The organism is Porcipelethomonas ammoniilytica (genome assembly GCF_025567485.1).
Taxonomy (GTDB): Bacteria; Bacillota; Clostridia; order Oscillospirales; family Ruminococcaceae; genus Porcipelethomonas; species Porcipelethomonas ammoniilytica.
Window position 1 is genome coordinate 1 of sequence record NZ_JAOQKH010000011.1, and the last position, 19,543, is coordinate 19,543.

17 protein-coding genes are annotated in these 19,543 nt (G+C 34.9%); all 17 read right to left on the reverse strand.

The annotated features are described in order from the left end of the window. Positions 1-412, reverse strand: a 412-nt coding sequence (locus OCV67_RS09235; protein WP_178085074.1) for a leucine-rich repeat protein, incomplete at its 3' end; no start/stop codon positions are given. A 357-nt stretch (positions 413-769) separates the two neighbouring features. Beyond that, positions 770-1,627: a bifunctional methylenetetrahydrofolate dehydrogenase/methenyltetrahydrofolate cyclohydrolase FolD gene (gene folD, locus OCV67_RS09240; protein ID WP_147643702.1), complete on the reverse strand. Its 858-nt coding sequence runs from the start codon at positions 1,625-1,627 to the stop codon at positions 770-772. Beyond that, on the reverse strand, positions 1,627-2,703 hold the full coding sequence (gene lgt, locus OCV67_RS09245; protein WP_147643703.1) for a prolipoprotein diacylglyceryl transferase: 1,077 nt from the start codon (positions 2,701-2,703) through the stop codon (positions 1,627-1,629). Before lgt ends, folD begins: the two co-directional genes overlap by 1 nt. Before the next feature lie 14 nt (positions 2,704-2,717). Next, positions 2,718-3,986 (reverse strand): EF-P 5-aminopentanol modification-associated protein YfmH, encoded by a 1,269-nt coding sequence (gene yfmH / locus OCV67_RS09250; RefSeq protein ID WP_147643704.1) that lies wholly within the window; start codon positions 3,984-3,986, stop codon positions 2,718-2,720. A 5-nt stretch (positions 3,987-3,991) separates the two neighbouring features. Beyond that, positions 3,992-5,248: an EF-P 5-aminopentanol modification-associated protein YfmF gene (gene yfmF / locus OCV67_RS09255; protein WP_178085075.1), complete on the reverse strand. Its 1,257-nt coding sequence runs from the start codon at positions 5,246-5,248 to the stop codon at positions 3,992-3,994. A gap of 83 nt (positions 5,249-5,331) precedes the next feature. Then, the gene (gene addA / locus OCV67_RS09260) at positions 5,332-8,883 is read right to left on the reverse strand and encodes a helicase-exonuclease AddAB subunit AddA (RefSeq protein ID WP_147643706.1); all 3,552 of its coding nucleotides are present in this window, start codon (positions 8,881-8,883) and stop codon (positions 5,332-5,334) included. Between the two features lie 112 nt (positions 8,884-8,995). Beyond that, complete coding sequence (locus OCV67_RS09265; protein ID WP_147643707.1) at positions 8,996-9,496, reverse strand: hypothetical protein; 501 nt, start codon at positions 9,494-9,496, stop codon at positions 8,996-8,998. A 12-nt stretch (positions 9,497-9,508) separates the two neighbouring features. Then, positions 9,509-10,873 (reverse strand): DNA repair protein RadA, encoded by a 1,365-nt coding sequence (gene radA / locus OCV67_RS09270; RefSeq protein ID WP_147643708.1) that lies wholly within the window; start codon positions 10,871-10,873, stop codon positions 9,509-9,511. A gap of 19 nt (positions 10,874-10,892) precedes the next feature. Further along, complete coding sequence (locus tag OCV67_RS09275) at positions 10,893-11,624, reverse strand: N-acetylmuramoyl-L-alanine amidase (protein WP_147643709.1); 732 nt, start codon at positions 11,622-11,624, stop codon at positions 10,893-10,895. A 106-nt stretch (positions 11,625-11,730) separates the two neighbouring features. Continuing rightward, positions 11,731-12,201, reverse strand: a complete 471-nt coding sequence (locus OCV67_RS09280) for a GNAT family N-acetyltransferase (RefSeq protein ID WP_147643710.1) — start codon at positions 12,199-12,201, stop codon at positions 11,731-11,733. A gap of 19 nt (positions 12,202-12,220) precedes the next feature. Continuing rightward, positions 12,221-12,568 carry an arsenate reductase family protein gene (locus OCV67_RS09285; RefSeq protein ID WP_147643711.1) on the reverse strand — a complete coding sequence of 116 codons (348 nt, stop codon included), beginning with the start codon at positions 12,566-12,568 and terminating at the stop codon, positions 12,221-12,223. 15 nt (positions 12,569-12,583) lie between these two features. Then, entirely contained in the window at positions 12,584-13,309 is a 726-nt protein-coding gene (locus tag OCV67_RS09290; protein ID WP_147643712.1) for a histidine phosphatase family protein, read from the reverse strand. A gap of 19 nt (positions 13,310-13,328) precedes the next feature. Continuing rightward, positions 13,329-14,468: a DHHW family protein gene (locus tag OCV67_RS09295; RefSeq protein WP_147643713.1), complete on the reverse strand. Its 1,140-nt coding sequence runs from the start codon at positions 14,466-14,468 to the stop codon at positions 13,329-13,331. An 11-nt stretch (positions 14,469-14,479) separates the two neighbouring features. Further along, positions 14,480-15,871: an MBOAT family O-acyltransferase gene (locus OCV67_RS09300; RefSeq protein ID WP_147643714.1), complete on the reverse strand. Its 1,392-nt coding sequence runs from the start codon at positions 15,869-15,871 to the stop codon at positions 14,480-14,482. A gap of 2 nt (positions 15,872-15,873) precedes the next feature. Next, positions 15,874-16,473, reverse strand: coding sequence for a toprim domain-containing protein (locus OCV67_RS09305; protein WP_147643715.1), 600 nt, complete (start codon positions 16,471-16,473; stop codon positions 15,874-15,876). A gap of 15 nt (positions 16,474-16,488) precedes the next feature. Continuing rightward, positions 16,489-17,535 (reverse strand): DNA polymerase III subunit delta, encoded by a 1,047-nt coding sequence (gene holA, locus OCV67_RS09310; protein WP_147643716.1) that lies wholly within the window; start codon positions 17,533-17,535, stop codon positions 16,489-16,491. A 3-nt stretch (positions 17,536-17,538) separates the two neighbouring features. Further along, positions 17,539-19,413, reverse strand: coding sequence for a ComEC/Rec2 family competence protein (locus tag OCV67_RS09315; RefSeq protein WP_262644487.1), 1,875 nt, complete (start codon positions 19,411-19,413; stop codon positions 17,539-17,541). Positions 19,414-19,543: the final 130 nt, after the last annotated feature.

The window sequence follows — 19,543 nt, forward strand, 5'->3', positions numbered from 1 at the left end:
GAAAACAACAGGAATCCATTCTTTGTATAGTATTCGGAATAGAAATATATGTTAAATTACTGCATTTATAAAAACACATTGTTCCGATACTTTTTATTCCGGAAGAAATATAAACTCGCTTAATAGTACTATTCTCTTTGAAAGCATTTTGACCTAAACTTGTAACGGTATATGTTACACCATTGTTAGTGATCGTAGATGGAATAGTAAGATATTCTGATGAGCCTGTGTAACCTGTTATTGTTGCAGTTGTTCCTGAAACAGTGTAAACAAATCCTGAACTGGTCGTTTCCGCACTGGCTGATATTGATAGATTCTTAAATACAAGAATACTATCATTTGATGTAATTGAAAATGCAGCAATAAAAACAATGGAAAGCAAAGCGGAAATAATTTTATTTGTTTTTTTCATAATGATTCTCCTTAAATTAATTTTTTTAAGCATGCTTACAAACACATTATATACCAATAATTTACAAAAATCAACATATAAATATTAAATTAATCAAATATTTACATTATGTCTATATTTTGTTTAAATATAAAGTGTAGAATATAAATACAGTTTGTGACTGTTTACCATCTTTTCATTAAAAGTCCCCACTTGCTTTATTAAGTTCAAGTGGGGTTTTTAATTTTTAAGACTTTATGTTGCATATCCGACAGAAAGTATTTATACTGTAGTTTTTACACAACTGTATTTATATCAGTAAAAATAAAAAGCACTCCATAAACAACGCAAATACGCAGTTTACGGAGTATTTTTTTATTATTTTATATCATTTTGCAATTTAGCGGCAGTAAGAGTATTCTGCATAAGCATAGCGATAGTCATAGGTCCGACTCCACCCGGAACAGGAGTAATATAGGAAGCTTTATTTTGTACTTCATTAAAATCAACATCACCGCATAATTTACCATTTTCCAATCGGTTCATACCGACATCAATAACTACAGCTCCTTCTTTTACCATATCAGCAGTAACAAAATTAGCTTTTCCGACTGCTGCAACAAGTATATCTGCATTTTTACAAATCTCAGTAAGATTCTGAGTTTTTGAATGACAAATTGTAACCGTACCGCTTCTATGTAAAAGAAGCATAGACATAGGCTTTCCGACAATATTGCTTCTGCCTATAACAACACAATTTTTACCTGATATTTCAACTCCTGTACTGTCAATTAGTTCCATTACTCCTGCCGGAGTACAAGGAAGAAAAGCAAATTCGCCAATCATTATCTTCCCTACATTAAACGGATGGAAAGCATCAACATCCTTTTCAGGTCTTATAGCATTAATAATTGCATTTTCATTGATTTGCTTTGGCAATGGTAACTGACATAAAATACCATTTACTTTTGGATCATCATTTAATTTTTCTACTAGTTCCAGAAGTTCCTGCTGAGTAGTATCTTCAGGTAATGCATATTCATAAGAATTAAATCCTACTTCCGAACACGCTTTCTTCTTGGAGTTTACATAAACTCTCGATGCCGGATCATTTCCGACAATTACAACTGCCAATCCGGGAGTAATTCCACTCTTTTCAATTAATTCAGCCGTCTGATTTTTTACTTTTGATTTAACAGACGCTGAAACTTCTTTTCCATTAATTAAATTTGCCATTATTCATCCTCCGATTCTATCGTTTCATTTATTTTATTTTCTTCTATAAAATCAATTCCCTGCTCCTCGTCAGTGATGGATTCCGCACCGTCTGCTATCTCATGCTCAGTTTTATCAGGTACTGATTTATTTCCAGAACGTGCCGCAGCCTCTCTAAGCAGATTTTTAGATTCTTCAGTATTGCAATACAGCTGATAATCATCGCCCATACGTCTTACCTTTGAACCAAATATAAACAGCAATATTACAGAAGCTACTACACATACAGCAGCTAAAATCTGAGAAACCCTGATATTTCCAAGCATAAGACTGTCTGTTCGCAGTCCCTCAATAAAGAACCTTCCCAAACCGTACCATCCAATATACATAAGAAAAATCTGACCGTCGTACTTTCTGAATTTTGCCGCAAAAATTGCAAGAAGAATAAATCCCAGAATGCACCAGACTGACTCATACAAAAAGCATGGATGAACAGGCTTTGACGGATTCATCACAACACCTGAACCAGTTGTAAGATCATCATAATTATTAATAATAAAACGTTGAATCGTACCTCCGTTCATACCAAAAATACTGTCTGTATTGCATCCGAACGCCTCTTGATTTGTAAAGTTTCCCCATCGTCCGACGCCCTGACCAATAAGAAAACCAACACCTGCAATATCCAAAAGAGGAAGAAGCTTCACCTTTCGCAGCTTTGCTACAAGTCCACCCACCAAAACAGCTCCTATAATTCCCCCATAAATGGCAAGTCCTCCGTTTCTTGTATTAAACATAGCTTTCCAATCACCAGAATAATTATCCCAGCTCATAACGACATAATATATTCTCGCTCCTACCAGACCGCCTAAAATTCCCGCTAATATTGCATCAATAGCTCGATCAGGATCAATACCGTATTTTTTCATTTGAGAAAAACCGTAGATCATTGCAAGTATTAATCCGAATACTATTAAAAGGCTATACCATTTAATATCGAACCCGAACACAGTAAACGCCGTATCATTAATTCTAAAATCCAGACCCAGTTTTGGAAATACTATCTGATCCGGATCAAGAAGTGAACTTGCAGTCATATCATACCCTCCTGTCATTCAATCACCGATAAAGTAAGATTATTTATATCAAATCTTTCATTTAATGTTTTCTGAACATCGTCATAGGTCATTTCAGAAAGAACTTTAATAGAATCATACGGCTCTACGCCTGACATAAAAGCAGATATCAGATTTCCGGCTACCGCTTCAGCATTATTGCTTTCCATTATCATTCCGCCGTAAGTGGATTTTTTAATACTGTCATACAGCGACTTATCCAGTCCTTCGGCTTTTACTCTTTCGATTTCGTCTGTAAGACGTGACAGTAACAGCTTCGGATCGGAAGATTCCCCACTGAAAATAAGTGTAAAGAATCCGTCTCCGTCAAACACTTCAAATCCAAAGGTAGAATTAATAAGACCTTCGTCAATCAGTCTTTTGTAAAGAGGAGCAGACGGGTCGGAAATAACGCTTCCTGCAATATAACATTCCATATTGGCTTTTAATCTTTGATATCCCGAAAGAGGTCTGCACTTTATTCCTATGTTAAAGATCGGAGAACCAACAGGAAGATGCTCAGTCACCTCAGATTTGACTATCTCATAAGGCTCCTCCTGAAAAACCGTTTCCAGTTCAATATTTTCACAAGGCTTCAAAAGCTCGTCTGCCACAGACAGAACATCATTAGTTCTGACATTGCCTGCCAGTACCAATACCATATTATGCAGATTATAAAAAGTATTGTAGCATTTATAAAGAAGCTCTGCATCAATTTTTGCAATACTTTCAATAGTTCCGGCAATGTCAATTCTGACAGGATGACTATGATACATTCCCTGAAGCATGTTAAAAAGGACTTTCCAACCGGGATTATCGTTGCACATTTTAATTTCCTGACCTATTATTCCCTGTTCCTTGTCTACAGTTTCCTGAGTAAAATAAGGATTCTGTACAAAATTCAGCAGAATTTTAAGCGATTCAAGATAATTATCGGAACAGCTGTAAAGATAACATGTTCTGTCAAAGGAAGTATACGCATTTGCATTAGCTCCTGTTTTGGCATACTGTGCAAAAGCGTCGCAATCTTCATTTTCAAACAATTTATGTTCAAGAAAATGCGCAATACCCTCCGGAACGACCGTATATTCCTTATCTGCTTTTGTTTTGAACATTGTATTAATAGAACCGTATTTTGTACCGAATAATGCTTCTGTTGTACTGAACCCATTCATTTCACATATATAAATGTCAAGTCCGGAAGGGTGTTTTATATAATTGCACTTGTCTCCTGTCTGACTGCAAAGTATTTCCTGAATTTCCATTGTTCTTACTCTCCCTTCATTACATAAACAGTATCAAGCTCTAAGGATTCCGCAGCGGCAATAATCTGCTCTCTTGTAACTGCCTTATATTTTTCTATAGATTCAGCCGGACTTATTACTTCATCGTTTATAAAACAACCATAATACCAGTTAATATATGACAATGGAGTATCTCCAACGCCCTTCAGAGAATTTATTATGCTCAGAATAGAATTATTTACATCTTCTTCTGAGAAATTTCCCTTTTTAATTTCCTCCAGCTGATTTAAAATTTCATTTTCAGTTTTTATAATATTTTCTTCTTCAATACCACAATCTACAAAAACCGTTCCTTTAAGCTGATTATACCCTGCCGCACAGTAATAGCAAAGGCTGAGCTTTTCTCTTACATTAAGGAAAAGCTTAGAAAAAGGAGTACCTCCGAAAATTGTATTCATAAGCTTCATTGCATATGTGTCCTTATTATGAGATTTAAAAGCCATGACCATCTTGCATTGATTAACATCAAGCTTTTCTTCATACCTGAAAACTTCTTCCTTAACAGGACTGAAATTAACAAATTTATTCTTAACAGAATTTCTTTTTATTGAAGAGAAAGCCTTTGAAATTTTTTCTTCAATATCCTGATTTTCCTCCGGACCCACAAAGTAGATTTCAATCTGAGCGTCTGATAACAGTTTTTGATAAGCTTCATAAGCCTGCGCAGAAGTTACGGACTTTGCCTTATCCTTATTGCCGTAAGAAGAATTTTCACTGTTTTCGCCTTTGAATGTAAACTTCTGAGCCTGGCGTACAGCGTATCCCCTTTTATTATTGATTTCAGCTTCAATAGAATCAAGAAGATCTTTTTTTCTGAATTCAAATGGCTCGCTGTCAAATTCACCGTTTTGAGCGTTCGGAGAAAATACACAGTCCAATAAAATTCTCAGTACTTCTCCGCTTATATCCTCGCCTTCAAGAGCATATCTGTTATGAATTGACGTAACGCCAATACAAAGCTTCTGAAAGTCCCCCTGCTTTACTATATCAACATTGATATTTGCTCCGTAAAGTGAATTTAATTTAGCCGTGATCTCACTGATATTTTTATATCTGCTGTTTGACGAACCCATTATACCAATTGCAAGAGCATTGGCTGACGCCGTTTCATCAAGTAAATCCGTAATAAACATAATCTGCACTTTGTTTGTTTTAAATTTCGGATCGATTATAGTTGAATACCCAATTCCGTCAGCCACAATCCTTCTGGAATAATTAGCCATAATACTATTCTCCTTTTTCATTTTTTAATCGTACCATTACGATTATATCATATATTCTTTAATATTTCCAGTAAAATGTCAAATTAAAATATTCTAATTTCAGTTTTTTTGTAAAAAGAATAAATCAGCGCGGTTTTAACAGGTTTTTTTTCTATTTTTTCCAAAGCTTTTTTATAAAGAAAAATCTGATTTTTATATTTTTCAGCAATAATATTAAGATTGTCAATTTTATCTGTTTTATAATCTACCAATACAAAATGATCTTCATTTTCAATTATCATGTCAATAATACCGTTAAGAATTCCTCCCGTACCTTTATATTTCTTACCGAACTCATTTTCCAGTTCAAGATCGTTTATTGAAATAAGAAACTTTTTCTCACGTATTGTTCTGCATGATTTTTTTATCATTTCATATATTTCAGAATGTAAAAAGGCGTCAATATCTTCATACTGTATCGATTCACTTTGTTTTTGTGAAATGTAACCGAAATCAAGCATGCGTTTTTTTTCTTTTTCAAAATCAGCTTCCAGATTTTTAAAATCTGTAAACTGTAAAAATCTGTGAAGAGCAGTACCTTTTTCAGCGGCAGTTAATTTGCCGGACTCAATCATAAACGCAGGTCTGCTAAGTATAAAGTTAACGCTGTCGTCATTTTTGGCAACATCAGATACAGACAGCTTTGAATTCAGTTCAGACAATTTTAAATCATATTTAAATTCAAAAGCTGCACGTAGTCTGTCTGAAATTTTATTATCCTCAATACTGTCTTTACCCTCATTTGTATCTATAATCGTTTCATAATCATTGTCCGGCTTTAATTCTTCAAAACTGATTTCAAAATCGTCATCATTGACATAACTTTCATAAATACCAAATACTTCTCTGAGCCTGCCGGATTTTCTATGGGACAGCAATGTCATCAAAAGCCAATCGCCCATAGATTTTGCAGAGGATACAAGCGACTCTGTAATTCCCTGATTCATATAAATATCCGCCGCATACTCCTGAGCCTTACCGACTTCGCTTTCCGCCGTATTAACAGTAATGAAAAGCCGTTCCTTTGCTCTGGTCAAAGCAACATATAAAAGACGCATTTCTTCACTCAACATTTTATTTTGATTATATCCGCAAATATATTCATATGGTATAGTAGTAAACTTTTCATACTTTTCCTTATTCTGAAGCTTAAACCCAATACCGCAGTCATAAGAAAACTGAAAAGGCTTAAGCTTATCCTGTATACTGAATTTTGTAGACGTTTCAGCAATAAAAACAAACGGGAATTCAAGACCCTTAGACTTATGCATAGTCTTTATATATACTGCATTCTGAGATGATGCTGATACATTTCCGCTTCTGAAATCACCCTTTGATTCCATTACGCTATCTATATATCTTATAAATCCTGAAAGACCGTTTCCCGAATTCAGTTCATATGAATTGGCATATTCCAAAAGCATTCTTAAATTTGCTTTTTTCTTTTCACTGTCCTTATAAAGCTGAATGACCGATGTAAAATCCGTACTGTCATAAATTTTTTGAATAAGTTCAGGAAGTGTATAAAAAGTTGAAAGTAAACGGAGTTCATTTATAAAATCATACAAAAATTTAGATTTTGTATATATCATGTCCTCCTTTGAAAAAATAGGTTTGTCGTTTTCAATTCCCAGAGCATCATATAAATTTGTGTAAATATTATGTTCCTTATTAATAAGCCGTATTTCAGCAACTTCATCGGCGCTGAACATAAACATAGGCGAAAGCATTACAGACGTTATAGGTATATCTGACAAAGGGTTGTCCACTACCCTCAGAAGATTCAGCAGTACCGATACCTCTCTTGATTTAAGATAACCAGAAACCTCCTCGCAGCTGACAGTTATCCCACGCTTCTCAAGTTCTCTTGCATAAACGGGAATTTTTTTTCTGTTCCTCAGCAAAATACAAAAATCCTTCATTTCACAAGGTCTTGACGATTTTCCGTTATCCCTGCTGACAGAAATTTTCTCATCAAGCATTCTGCGGATTTTTTCAGCAATGCACACAGCTTCTGTATCCTCACAGCTTTCGTCCGACTTATCTATCAACATTATATGAGTATTACGATTATTTTCATAAAATTCTGCACCTTTTATAAGGTATTCATTTTTATTGTAATCAATGTCTCCCACGCTTTCAGTCATTATATTTTTAAATACATAGTTTACAAAATTTATAACCTGTTCAGAACTTCTGAAATTTCTGTTTAGTTTAATATATGAATTTCTCTTATCATTTTCCTTATAAGGAACGGCATTATTGACCGCATTTATAAAATTATCCGGATTAGCGAGACGGAAACGGTAAATAGATTGTTTTACATCTCCAACAAAAAACAGATTATTTCCGTATTCTTCAGCGCTGCCGTTATGCGAAAGCAATCTGAAAATCATATCCTGACGGTTATTGGAATCCTGAAACTCGTCAATCATAATCACCTGATAGTATTCTGACAGCTCTTCGGCAAGCTTTGTTCTAATTATTTTTCCATCCTCACTGCACTCGGCAAGAAGATTAAGTACTATTTGTTCTGCATCGTCAAATCCAATAGCATTTTTAGCTTCCTTAGCCTTATAAAGATTTTCTGAAAATTCAATTATAATCTGAGAAAGTGCAGACATAATTTCTTTATGACGCTTAATATCGTCACATGCATTAACCAGCATCGCCCTATTATCCGCTATCGACTTTACTGTTTCTTTAACAGAATCCCTTATTTTTTTTATGAACTGTCTTTCTTCGGGATAAGCATAATTTTTTCCGGCTGCTGGAAAATTCTTATATTTCACACAAGAAAAATAATCTGATAACTCCTCATAATCGTCCGTTTCCAAAACCGATAGTGCTTTGTTCACAATATTTTTATCGTCACTAAGAAGCGTCATAAGCTTGTCATCTGAAATTTCAGAAGCTTTTTCATATGCCGTATTCAGTTTGTTGCTGCATACAAACAATGTGTTTTTCAGCTTTTTAATATACTCCTGTAAATAAATATTACTGTCGTATTGCCCATCTAATCCTTTAAGCCAGTTTTTAAAAAACGGTATTGAAGAAATGCAGCCGTACAGCTCAAGAATCATTCTGCAAAGCGGCGCATCACTGTTTCCGCAGAAATTATTATTCAGCATTTCCATCATTTCCGGATACTTTTCATAGTAACCGTCAACCAAATCCTTAAGCACACTGTCTTTCAGAATATTTTCTTCCGTTTCATCTATAATACGAAAATCAGAAGCCAGAGAAAGCATATTAATATTATCTCTTATTAAATCAAAACAAAATGAGTGTATTGTAGATATTGAAGCATTTCCAAGCATTGCATGCTGCCTTGAAAGCCATTTATCAAACGGTCTGTCGTTTATAAGACCTGACAGTGACACAGATAAACGCTGCTTCATTTCCGCAGCAGCATCATTGGTAAACGTTACAACTATCATTTTTTCAACGGGAACAGGATTATCCCTGTCTGCAATTATTCTTATAAGACGCTCTACTAATACGGACGTCTTTCCGCTTCCGGCTGCCGCAGACACTATTACCGAACGCTCCCTTGCGGTGATAGCGTCCAACTGCTCCGCTGTCCATTGTCTCATATATTTTCACTTTCCTTTTTATATCTTTCAAATAAATTTATTTATATTATAACATAATATGTAAAATAATTCAAACAGTAAAAAAGAACCTCAATAATGAAGTTCTTTTTTACTAAACATACCATGCTTCATTGGTAGTATAATCCCACTCAGCAATAAACATATCATAATTAAGAATAATACCATATAGTTCATTATTTATTTCTATATCAAAGCAATAATTATTTGCCTCATAGTCTCCGCCATACAGTCTTAAATACGATTTACTGTCAAACATGCTGTCAACCACTAAATAAAATTCATTTCCCTCAAGCTTTTTATTCGCATAACTAGCTATAAGTATATTGTTATTATCATATTGTTCATAACCACACTTTATAATATCTATTATCTGAAAATTAATAAATCTCATTTCCAGATTGTCTGCAATAGTATCATAAGTCTCATTGTTTTGAGAATTACTGGTTTTAATACAAACACCTGATGTTTTCCAAATCATATTACTGCCATTGACTTCAACAGAATCTATAACAGCGTCATGATAGTAAAATTCATTAATTTCATCAGATTTACATTTCTTTTTTTTATATGAATTTAATTTTTCCGATGCCATATATAAATTCCTCTATTTAAAAATCCTGAATGCTTCTTTCACGTCCGATACGCCGATTAATTTTATGCCATATTCCCGACTATTAAGAGAGTTAAAAGACTGTGCCGGAATCAGACACTGTTCAAACCCCATTCTTTCTGCTTCTTTTATACGCTGTACAATATTCGATACCGCACGGACTTCTCCGCCAAGACCTATCTCACCAAATGCAATAGTACTTTCATTTATTGGTTTATCAAAAAGACTTGAATAAAGACAAAGCGCCACTGCCAGATCCCCTGCTGTTTCATTAATACTGAATCCACCCACTACATTCAGATACACGTCAAGTGAACCGAAAAACATTCCCGCACGCTTTTCCAGTACTGCAATTATAATTGCCATACGGTTAAAATCAAATCCCTTAGACATTCTTCTGGGAGCGGAAAAGCCGCTTTTTGTTGCCAGTACCTGTATTTCCGCAAGAATAGGTCTTAGTCCCTCCATAGTACATGTAACACATGTTCCCGAAACATTTTCCGGACGTCCGGATAAAAGCATCTGCGAAGGGTTTTCTACTTCTTCAAGTCCCTTGTCATACATTTCAAAAACGCCGATTTCATTTGTAGAACCATATCTGTTTTTAATGGTTCTCAGCATACGGCAAGTAAGATTTCGTTCCCCTTCAAAATATAAAACAGCGTCGACAATATGCTCCATAACCTTAGGACCGGCAATAGCGCCGTCTTTATTTACATGTCCTACAATAATTATAGGAATTTCCAGACTTTTAGCAGTATGCATAAATAAATTAGTGCATTCCCTCACCTGTGTAAGGCTTCCAGGACTGGAAGCGATCTGAGATATGTTCATAGTCTGAATAGAATCAATAATTACAATATCCGGTTGACTGGCAGAAATAGTATCGCATATTGCCTCTGCGTCTGTCACTGTCAATATGTAAAGACTTTCCGTATCCACGCCAAGTCTTTGAGCCCTTACTTTTATCTGTCTTGCGGATTCTTCTCCCGAAACATAAAGTATGGAATAATTTTCGCCCAGATACTGACATATCTGAAGCAAAAGAGTACTTTTTCCTATGCCCGGAGCACCGCCCAGCAGTACTATTGAACCTTTTACCAAACCGCCTCCCAGAACACGGTCAAATTCTCCTATTCCTGTTTTGTATCTGACATCTGCATCAACATCTATTTCTGAAAGCTCCAGTATTTTATCAGTAAGATCAGCAGTCTTTTTTGAAGGGGAAGTTTTTGAAGAAGTTATTTGTTCAACCTCTTCAAAGCTATTCCATGAACCGCAATCCGGACATCTTCCGTTCCATTTTCCCGACTGATAACCGCATTGATTACACTCAAATATAATTTTGGATTTCGCCATTTTAACGTCCTTTCCAAGTTTATTTTTTCGACAGATACTCGTTTACCGCCGCAAAAACACTGAAAGCAATTTTATTCTGATATTCCTCATTTTTTAAATTTTCAGCTTCCTCCGGATTTGAAAGAAATCCGCATTCCACCATTACAGTGGGATTGTTGCAGAAATAGCAAAGAAATAGTTCTTTACCGCACTGCTTTATTTCCCTGTCATTGTCCGGTTGAATATATTCAACAAATTTATCCTGTATTGCCTGCGCAATATACTTGCTCTGTGAATTAGTTTCAGAATAAAACATCTGTCCGCCTTTATACTTCGGATCGGTAAACTGGTTCTGATGTATTGAAATACAAATAGCATTTGGATATTTGTTAAACAATGCCAGCCTGTTATCCATGTCCGAGCTTTTCTGATTTGCAATACCTTCAACTCCATCATCATGAATGGAACGGTCTGTATCTCTTGTCACTTCAACGTCATATCCGTATAACTCAAACATATCACGCAAGCTAAGCAATATATTCAGATTGATTCCCTTTTCCGGTACTCCGTCAGCCGAAGAACATCCTCCGTCGATACCTCCATGCCCAGCGTCAAGAATAATTATCGGCTTATCATTTTTAGCGGCGCCGATCGTAGCGATAGTTTTTTGCTGAGATTTATTTATGTAATATGCAGACGCTCCTCCCGCCAGAACCAGTGCAGAAGCAACACATACCAGTCTTCTGACAATTTTCTTATTTATCTTTTTCATAAGCACACCTCTTACAGTAATTTTTGCCGCTTATGCGACTTGTCTTATTAATGCTTATGAAATATTTCCGGTAAATATACCGATAAAATAATATATAAATCGTTAATTACAGAATTTTTTCCATTCCTATTTTCTGTGGTTTCAAGCCGCATCTTTCATAGAACTTCATAGCACGCTCATTACATGCCCAAACATTAAGCGTTACATTATAACAGCCGATTTTTTCAGCATACTCTATAACAGCGTTATATATTTTTTCACCGATATGGTTTCCTCTGATCTTTTCATCTACGCACAAGTCGTCCAAATACAGTGTTTTGATATCAGTTAGTGCAGAATCCCCAACACTTTCATTTATAATACATAACGCATACCCCAAAACATTATTCTGTTCATCAACCGCTGCCAAAACCGGTCTGTTCTCATCATTAATTATTTCTTTAAGCTGCTCCGGAGAATATTTCTTCCCGTCTTTTTTAAATAAATCCGGTCTGCCCTCATGATGTACATTACAAATTTGTAAAAGAAGATTACTTATACCTTCAATATCACATTGCTGAGCCATTCTTATCTGCATTTATCGAACCTCCAGATTATTATTTTATCGTTTCCCATTCAGCTTCTTTAAATCCTACCAGTACAGTATTATCACCAATCAGTATAGGACGTTTCACAAGCATACCGTCAGTTGCAAGCAGTCTTAACTGCTCTTCTTCTGTCATATCCGATAGCTTATCCTTTAAATTCATTGATCTGTATATAAGACCGCTTGTATTAAAAAATCTCTTCAAAGGCAATCCGCTTTTTTGGTGCCAATCGAGAAGCTCCTCATACGATGGATTGTTCTCCTTAATATCCCTTACTTCATAGCTTATATTATTATCATCAAGCCATTTCATTGCCTTTTTACATGTAGTACATTTAGGATAGCAAACATAAATCATTTTATTTTTCTCCTTTCAGTCATGACGTTCGTTAATATTATCATACATTTCGCAGAATCTTCCGGAAAATGACGGTTCTTCTCCTGCCGCATAAAGATGCGAAATATCTCCAAATGAAAGCATTCTGAAATATGCCGTACCCTTTCTGCGTTCTTCTGTTGCAAGCGTAGTAACAGACGTCGGCAAAGCACAAGTCCCATGCCACAATACCATGGGAGATATACCCAGCAGATGTCCCAGCATAACACATTCTACTCCAAAGTGACAAAACAGCACTATAGTATCGCAATTCGGATCAACTGCTTTATAACAGTTTCCTTCTCTCTCATAACCGTGAGATGCAATAATTTCATCAAGTCCTCTGTAAACACGTTCAGCCTCACTAATTACATTGCCATCCTGCATAACTGAGGTAGTATGCCACAAGTCCCGACGGTAATATTTTTCTTCTGCTGTCCACTCAGCAGGAATCCAGTCCCATGTTATTTTCTTATTTCCATCTGAACCGATAATGGGAGCTTCAAATTCTCTGAGCCAATTACATTCTTCTGCTTTACGATTCATTTTTTTCAGCGTATAATCAGCCGTTGCCTTGGCTCTTCCAAGAGGAGAAACATAAAACTTTTTAATGTCCATTTTTGAAATACGGTCAGATAAAAGCTCAGCCTCTGTTTTCCCTTTTTCAGTCAGCGAATCAATAGTGTAATCAGGGTCGCCGTGTCTTATAATAAGTATCTTCATTTATTTTCCCTCACATATCTCAATTAAAAAATCCTGCTATTTTAATATTTTTATCTTCTGCAAAGGTTGAAGCATTATACAGAAAAAGTGTTTGTTCATAATCGTCAGGATCTACAAAATCCCTAATGGAAGTTTTTACATATCTCAGATCAATAACTGCTATTTCCGAATAATGCTGAGTAAGAAACGGTATAAACGAATTTGCGTAAGAATCCTTGATAATAAGAAGCTTTTTACCGTTGTCAGCATTAGTTTTTATATTTGTATACGCTCTGTTTTCGCCCATAAATACACAGTACTTGTCCTTTTTGCCGAGATAATCCATAAAATAAATGCTGTCATAATGGGTTTCGGAAACCCCGTCATTACAGATCACATCAGTAATCTCAGCGCCGTTTTTGCAACTAAAAATGTCAATTACATCCGCCGCCGTTTTATCATAAAGACACTTCGAATAAAACGTACCTTTAAAATTACTGCTCACATGTTCAATATCAAACCTATCCGGCTCCACAGCAATATCTCCCAGCTGCCGTATTGAAGTTTTATATGCACAGTAAGCGCCATAACTTGTCCAATGATGATCATTTCTATAATAAATATAATTATCTTTTTCGCAGATCATTGTATTGAAAATATCAATAACATTAACATTTTCGGAGAAATTTTCACAACTTTCACTGATAAATTTTCTTTGGTCAAGCTGTGGAGCAAATTCCGGAAGCATATCCTGATAGATACCTGCCGACGTAGGAGCAATCATAGCAAAAACATCTGTTTTGTAATGCTCTGCAAAGTTATTTATTGCCTGTACTGATTTTTTTACTTCATCATAATCAGGCTCATGAAGCTTTTCTATAAGCATACTATCGGTTATATAAATCCCATTTATTAAATCCTTACCGGTAAATCTATCAAGACTCATTTTAGCCTGCACCCATTTTATTCTCTCAGGAAAATGATCTGACAAGTACTTTTCCAGATCATGCATATAACTTTTATCTGAAACTGCTGAAACATTCAGCTTCGGCAGTTTTGACAACATTCTGTTTTCTTGGGCTGAATAGCTGCTCTTTTTTGAAAATATAAAAATTACAGGCATAACAACAATTATAGCTGCAAATAAAATCGCTGATAAAATCTTCTGTTTACTGCTCATTTTATATCCTCCTAAAATCTGAAATATAAAAAAGGATTATAGCTGGCATCTACCAGATAAGCCGTGCAAACCAGCATTACCGCTATCTGAACCAAAGGCATGGCATAATTTATAACTTTTGAAACAATTTCACTTAGCTGTATCTTTTTCAGGATTTTACCCAACAATCCTCCGCATCCTAAAATACAGAATATAAAAATCATCCCATAATTTTTAAGCTGAAACAGTGCAAAGGAATCTAATATATTTCCGTCTCCATAAAACATCGCCTTATAATACTGAAGAGAATCAGTAAGATTATTTGTATCAAATAACACCCATCCCAATACTACAAGAACAAAAGTATAAATAATACTAATTATCGGATTTAATTTTTCAAGATATTTACCTAAAAATAGTTTTTCAGCTATAATAATAATTCCGAAATAAAGTCCCCATAAAATAAAATTCCAGCTTGCACCATGCCATAGTCCTGTCAGTCCCCAGACTATCAGTAAATTTCTCAGCGTTTTATATTTACCCTTTCGGTTACCGCCAAGTGGTATGTACACATAAGAACGAAACCATGAACCCAGAGTAATATGCCATCTTCTCCAGAATTCGGAAATACTTCGGGAAATATACGGGTGACGAAAATTCTCCGGAAAATTAAAACCAAGCATTTTTCCAAGTCCCACCGCCATATCAGAGTACCCTGAAAAGTCATAGTATATCTGGAATGTAAATGCCAATATTCCAAGCCATGCAGTTAATACTGAAATCTCGGAATAATCCATGCCTTTAATTTCAGTCCAAAGCAAACCTATATTGTTCGCCAACAGAACCTTTTTTGCAAGTCCCTTTATAAAAATTCCAGCGCCCTCGCCTAGAAGATATATGTTGACTTTACGACTATTGATCTCATTCTGTACGTCCTCATATCGTACAATCGGTCCGGCAACGATTTGGGGAAACAATGTTACATATGCCGCATAATTAATGAAATTTTTCTGTACTTTAATTTTTCTCATGTACATATCAATCGTATAAGATATGCTCTGGAAAGTATAAAAAGATATACCAACAGGCAGCGGAAGCTTTTTTAATTCGATTCCGAATATTCCGGCAAAAAAGCTGCTGTACTTAAAAGTAAATAAAATTCCCAAATTAATTATAAGCGAAGAAATCAGAGCAAGGGTTCGTATTTTTTTCGATGAATCAAACCTGTCAATTATTCTTCCGGCAGTATAATCCACCAAAGTCGTCAGCAGCATCAGAAAAACATAGACCGGCTCGCCCCATGCGTAAAAAAACAATCCGGAAATCAAAAGGACAATATTTTTAGTTTTGTTTGGAGAAATATAATAAATAATCAGCATACACGGAAGAAAAAAGTAAAGAAATATAATACTTGAAAATACCATTTTTATCCTCCGAAAATTATATTGTCTGCTATTATATTTTGAAGCTGCTCTCGGTCCATCATAGTATTTAAAACCTCCAGCATGGAATTTGCAGTAAGTAATGAAGGTAATTTTAAATACTCAAGAAGTCGCTTTCGTAACACAGCGCTGTTTTTACCGCCTGAAAGTCCCATCAAATACAAATCCGTTTTAGTTATCTTCTGAGTATCGTCTTTTTCGCACTCAGAAGTCAGAATACCTGCCTTTTCAAAAGCCTTAAGTATTATATTTTTCTCAACGCCCTCAACTCCGAGCTTTCCCTCCGCAGAGGGTTTAACTTTTCTTTTTTCCTTTCCCATAATATCTGGTATATAGACATTATAAATTTTGCCGTTTCTTACAGCTCCCTTAATATGATTCCTAATTGCAAAACCTGCTTTATCGGAATCAGTCAGAATAACTATACCTGTTTTCATGGCATAAAATCTTATAAGCTCCAGCTTTTCACGGTCTGTAAAAATTCCGAAACCATTAGTTACTATTATTACGGCGTCAATAAAAGAAGAGACTTTTATTTTATCATACTTCCCTTCTACTATTATTGCCTGCTCAATCTTTATCATTTCAACACATCCTATTTATCTTCTGGCTGCTATAAGCATTTCAGTCAGCGCCTTTTCAAGAATAATCTTATGAGACGCTGATGACTGCTTTAATTTTCTGTCTGTATCACGCAGTATGCAAATACATCTGCGTATATTTTCAAGTGAGATTTTACGGCAGTCTCTGTATGCATTATTAACCGCAAATTCTCTTCCTTTATATTTAAAATCATTTATTATATCATTCTGACGCTTATCTACAGTCATTGCCGTTCTTGCACGGTATAAATCAAGAAACGCCATAGAAATCGCCGACAGTACCGCTACTGGTTCGTTTCGTTTATCAAGCAGATCGTTCAGCAGAAAAAAAGCCTGTCCTGAATTCATTGAGGTCACGGCTTTGGCAAGCTTAAAAGAATCAGTTTCTATTTGTCCTGAAACCAGAGAATCAATATCCTCCATTCTTATTTCAGCATTCTCTCTGTATGCACATAGCTTTTCAAGTTCATTACGAATCTGCATTGAATCAAGAAGACAATATTCTGCAAGCTTTTCAGCATTTTTTTTCGATATAGTACATCCTTGTTTCTGAACAGTATCCATTATTGATTTTACCATTACCGGCATTGTTTTTAAACCACATTCGCACACTAAACCTTTTTTCATTATACAGTCTGTCAGTTTTTTATTTTTTCCGGAAAAAAATCTTTTTCCGTTTTTTACGTCAAATCCTGTAATATTTATTATTAACATAGTCTGATCCGGTAAGTTTTCTATTGCGTCAATAAGCTGCTGGACTTTGTCGGCACTAAGCTCCTCTGCATTGAGATCATTAATAAGTATTGCATTGAAATCAGAAAACATCGGACTAATTTCCATAATATCAATAAGACTGCTTATATCAATATTTTTTCCTTCTATTTTAGTACAATCATTGTTCCAATTTTTACCAAGAGTTTTTTTCAGGACAGCTTTAGTTATTCCCTCAACAGTAAGAATATCTTTACCGTAAATATAATAAACGTTGCTTAGCTCATTTGCTTTAAGTTTTTTTAAAATATCAGAAGAATTTACTTCAGGCATAAATTATAATCCTCCCACTGAAAATTCACCGTTGCTATTGACTTTTATAACAATATTTGTCTCACATACTGCATTAATTTCATTTGTCTCATTTTCATATTCCGGAATTATAAGCGTGCGGCATTCAGGAGGTTCAAACAAATTATCATATTCGGCAAAGACGTCTGCAAAATCAGTATTTTTATAATTATCGCACACAAAGGAAAATTTACCGTAATTTACGGTAATTTCAGTATCTGAAATATTTATGAAATAATCCTCATACTTAAAATTTATATTTTTATAATCGGTAAACTCCGGAAACACACCGCAGACTTTCATATCATTTCTTACAATTGCTCCATAAGGCATAAAAATTCTGCCTACCTTAAACAATGATAAATTTGAATTATACGACGACATAGAATTATATGGAGATTTTCTTATAATTACATTATTAATGTTTGATATATTACTGTCACTGAGGTATTTATATACATAGCTGCAATTATTTTTCTTACCGGAAATATCAATAATATCTGCTGAAAACTGATGTGAAACAACAATCACATCAATTGAATTCTTTCCCAGTAGAGCTATTTTTACATCATTCCTGCCTATAAAATTAAATACAGACACACTGGTACAAAAAATAACCATTGAAGTAATGACAGCTATAATTTCAGTTTTATGATCCTTAAAAATGAAATAAGTCAGTATGCAGAATATCAGCAGAACACCTGCAAATACTTTAGCTTTACTGTCAAAATTCATATATGTAAACTCCTGCCGACCTATAAATCTTACTGCTTTCAATTCAATATGACACAATAATCCGGCAATTTTTATAAGTAAAACAGGGTTCAGAAAAATTGTTAAGGAAGCAATTAACGCCAAAAACAATGCCGCCATACAAATCGGCGTAAGAAAAATATTAGCTATCGGTGAAAAGAATGAACCTTCACCGAAGCACATAACCGATACAGGAAAAATAACTGCGGATACGCAAAACATGTAAATTACTTTTTTAATGTTTCTCTGACAGAAATTACCGTCTTTCATTCTGCCCGTTATATACGGTGCAAATACACCTGCTCCGAAAGCACCGGTTAATGACAGTATCAATGACGGATTTCTGATCGCAAACGGACAACTAACAGTAAGAATAATCAATGAAATAAAAAGCGAATTCAAAGTATCAGAATATCGGAAAAATATGGGAGCAGCATACACAAGCGTCATCATAAAAGCCGCCCTCATAACTGATAATGAAAGTCCGCTGCACACCGCAAACAGCAGCATAACGATCTCAAGCAATACAAATCTGCTTATTCTGCCTAATTTCATCTTATCAAATACAAATGAAAAAATACTGCAAAATAATACCAGATGCAGTCCAGAAACCGCCATAACATGACCTATTCCAGTTCTGTAAAATAATTCATCGTCATCGTCAGATATTAGAGATTTATCGCCAAACAGCATACCTGTCAGCAAAGCGCTTTCATCTTCCGGAAGATATGAAGTAATAAAATCAGTAACATAATTCCTATAATCTCTTAAAATCCTTACCAACGAAAATTTATCATCAGGTATTATCTTTATTTCTGATATTTTATCGGACATAAGATATATGCCTTTTGACTTGTAATAATCCTTTTCATTAAAAAGATAATCATTTTCCGGAGTCGTAAGACTTCCCGTAAAATAAAATTTATCGTTTATACGGCAGTTATATGAATCTGAATATACCGTTATCTTTGCAGTCACATCATCATTAATTTTTCCTTTTACCAAATAGCTTGTTTTGTCGCCCGAATATTCTGTAAAGTCCAGTATTTTACCGCTGAAGCTTATATTATTCCCTGCGTAATCAACTACAGGTTTATATACAAACATATCATAAATCCTATAAAATCCTACAGAAACCGACAATATTGTTAATATTAAAAATATCTCCTTAAACTTTTGCTTAAAAAGATATTTCATTACCGCCAATAATATTACGCACAAAGGAATAATAATAAAA

Bases quoted from the DNA above. Each gene is read 5' to 3' on its own strand.
- OCV67_RS09315 (WP_262644487.1), bottom strand. From the start codon at position 19,413: ATGTTTGTATATAAACCTGTAGTTGATTACGCAGGGAATAATATAAGC.
- folD (WP_147643702.1), bottom strand. From the start codon at position 1,627: ATGGCAAATTTAATTAATGGAAAAGAAGTTTCAGCGTCTGTTAAATCA.
- OCV67_RS09300 (WP_147643714.1), bottom strand. From the start codon at position 15,871: ATGGTATTTTCAAGTATTATATTTCTTTACTTTTTTCTTCCGTGTATG.
- OCV67_RS09290 (WP_147643712.1), bottom strand. From the start codon at position 13,309: ATGAAGATACTTATTATAAGACACGGCGACCCTGATTACACTATTGAT.
- OCV67_RS09295 (WP_147643713.1), bottom strand. From the start codon at position 14,468: ATGAGCAGTAAACAGAAGATTTTATCAGCGATTTTATTTGCAGCTATA.
- lgt (WP_147643703.1), bottom strand. From the start codon at position 2,703: ATGACTGCAAGTTCACTTCTTGATCCGGATCAGATAGTATTTCCAAAA.
- OCV67_RS09305 (WP_147643715.1), bottom strand. From the start codon at position 16,473: ATGATAAAGATTGAGCAGGCAATAATAGTAGAAGGGAAGTATGATAAA.
- radA (WP_147643708.1), bottom strand. From the start codon at position 10,873: ATGGCGAAATCCAAAATTATATTTGAGTGTAATCAATGCGGTTATCAG.
- holA (WP_147643716.1), bottom strand. From the start codon at position 17,535: ATGCCTGAAGTAAATTCTTCTGATATTTTAAAAAAACTTAAAGCAAAT.
- OCV67_RS09280 (WP_147643710.1), bottom strand. From the start codon at position 12,201: ATGCAGATAAGAATGGCTCAGCAATGTGATATTGAAGGTATAAGTAAT.
- OCV67_RS09275 (WP_147643709.1), bottom strand. From the start codon at position 11,624: ATGAAAAAGATAAATAAGAAAATTGTCAGAAGACTGGTATGTGTTGCT.
- yfmH (WP_147643704.1), bottom strand. From the start codon at position 3,986: ATGGAAATTCAGGAAATACTTTGCAGTCAGACAGGAGACAAGTGCAAT.
- addA (WP_147643706.1), bottom strand. From the start codon at position 8,883: ATGAGACAATGGACAGCGGAGCAGTTGGACGCTATCACCGCAAGGGAG.
- OCV67_RS09285 (WP_147643711.1), bottom strand. From the start codon at position 12,568: ATGATTTATGTTTGCTATCCTAAATGTACTACATGTAAAAAGGCAATG.
- yfmF (WP_178085075.1), bottom strand. From the start codon at position 5,248: ATGGCTAATTATTCCAGAAGGATTGTGGCTGACGGAATTGGGTATTCA.
- OCV67_RS09265 (WP_147643707.1), bottom strand. From the start codon at position 9,496: ATGGCATCGGAAAAATTAAATTCATATAAAAAAAAGAAATGTAAATCT.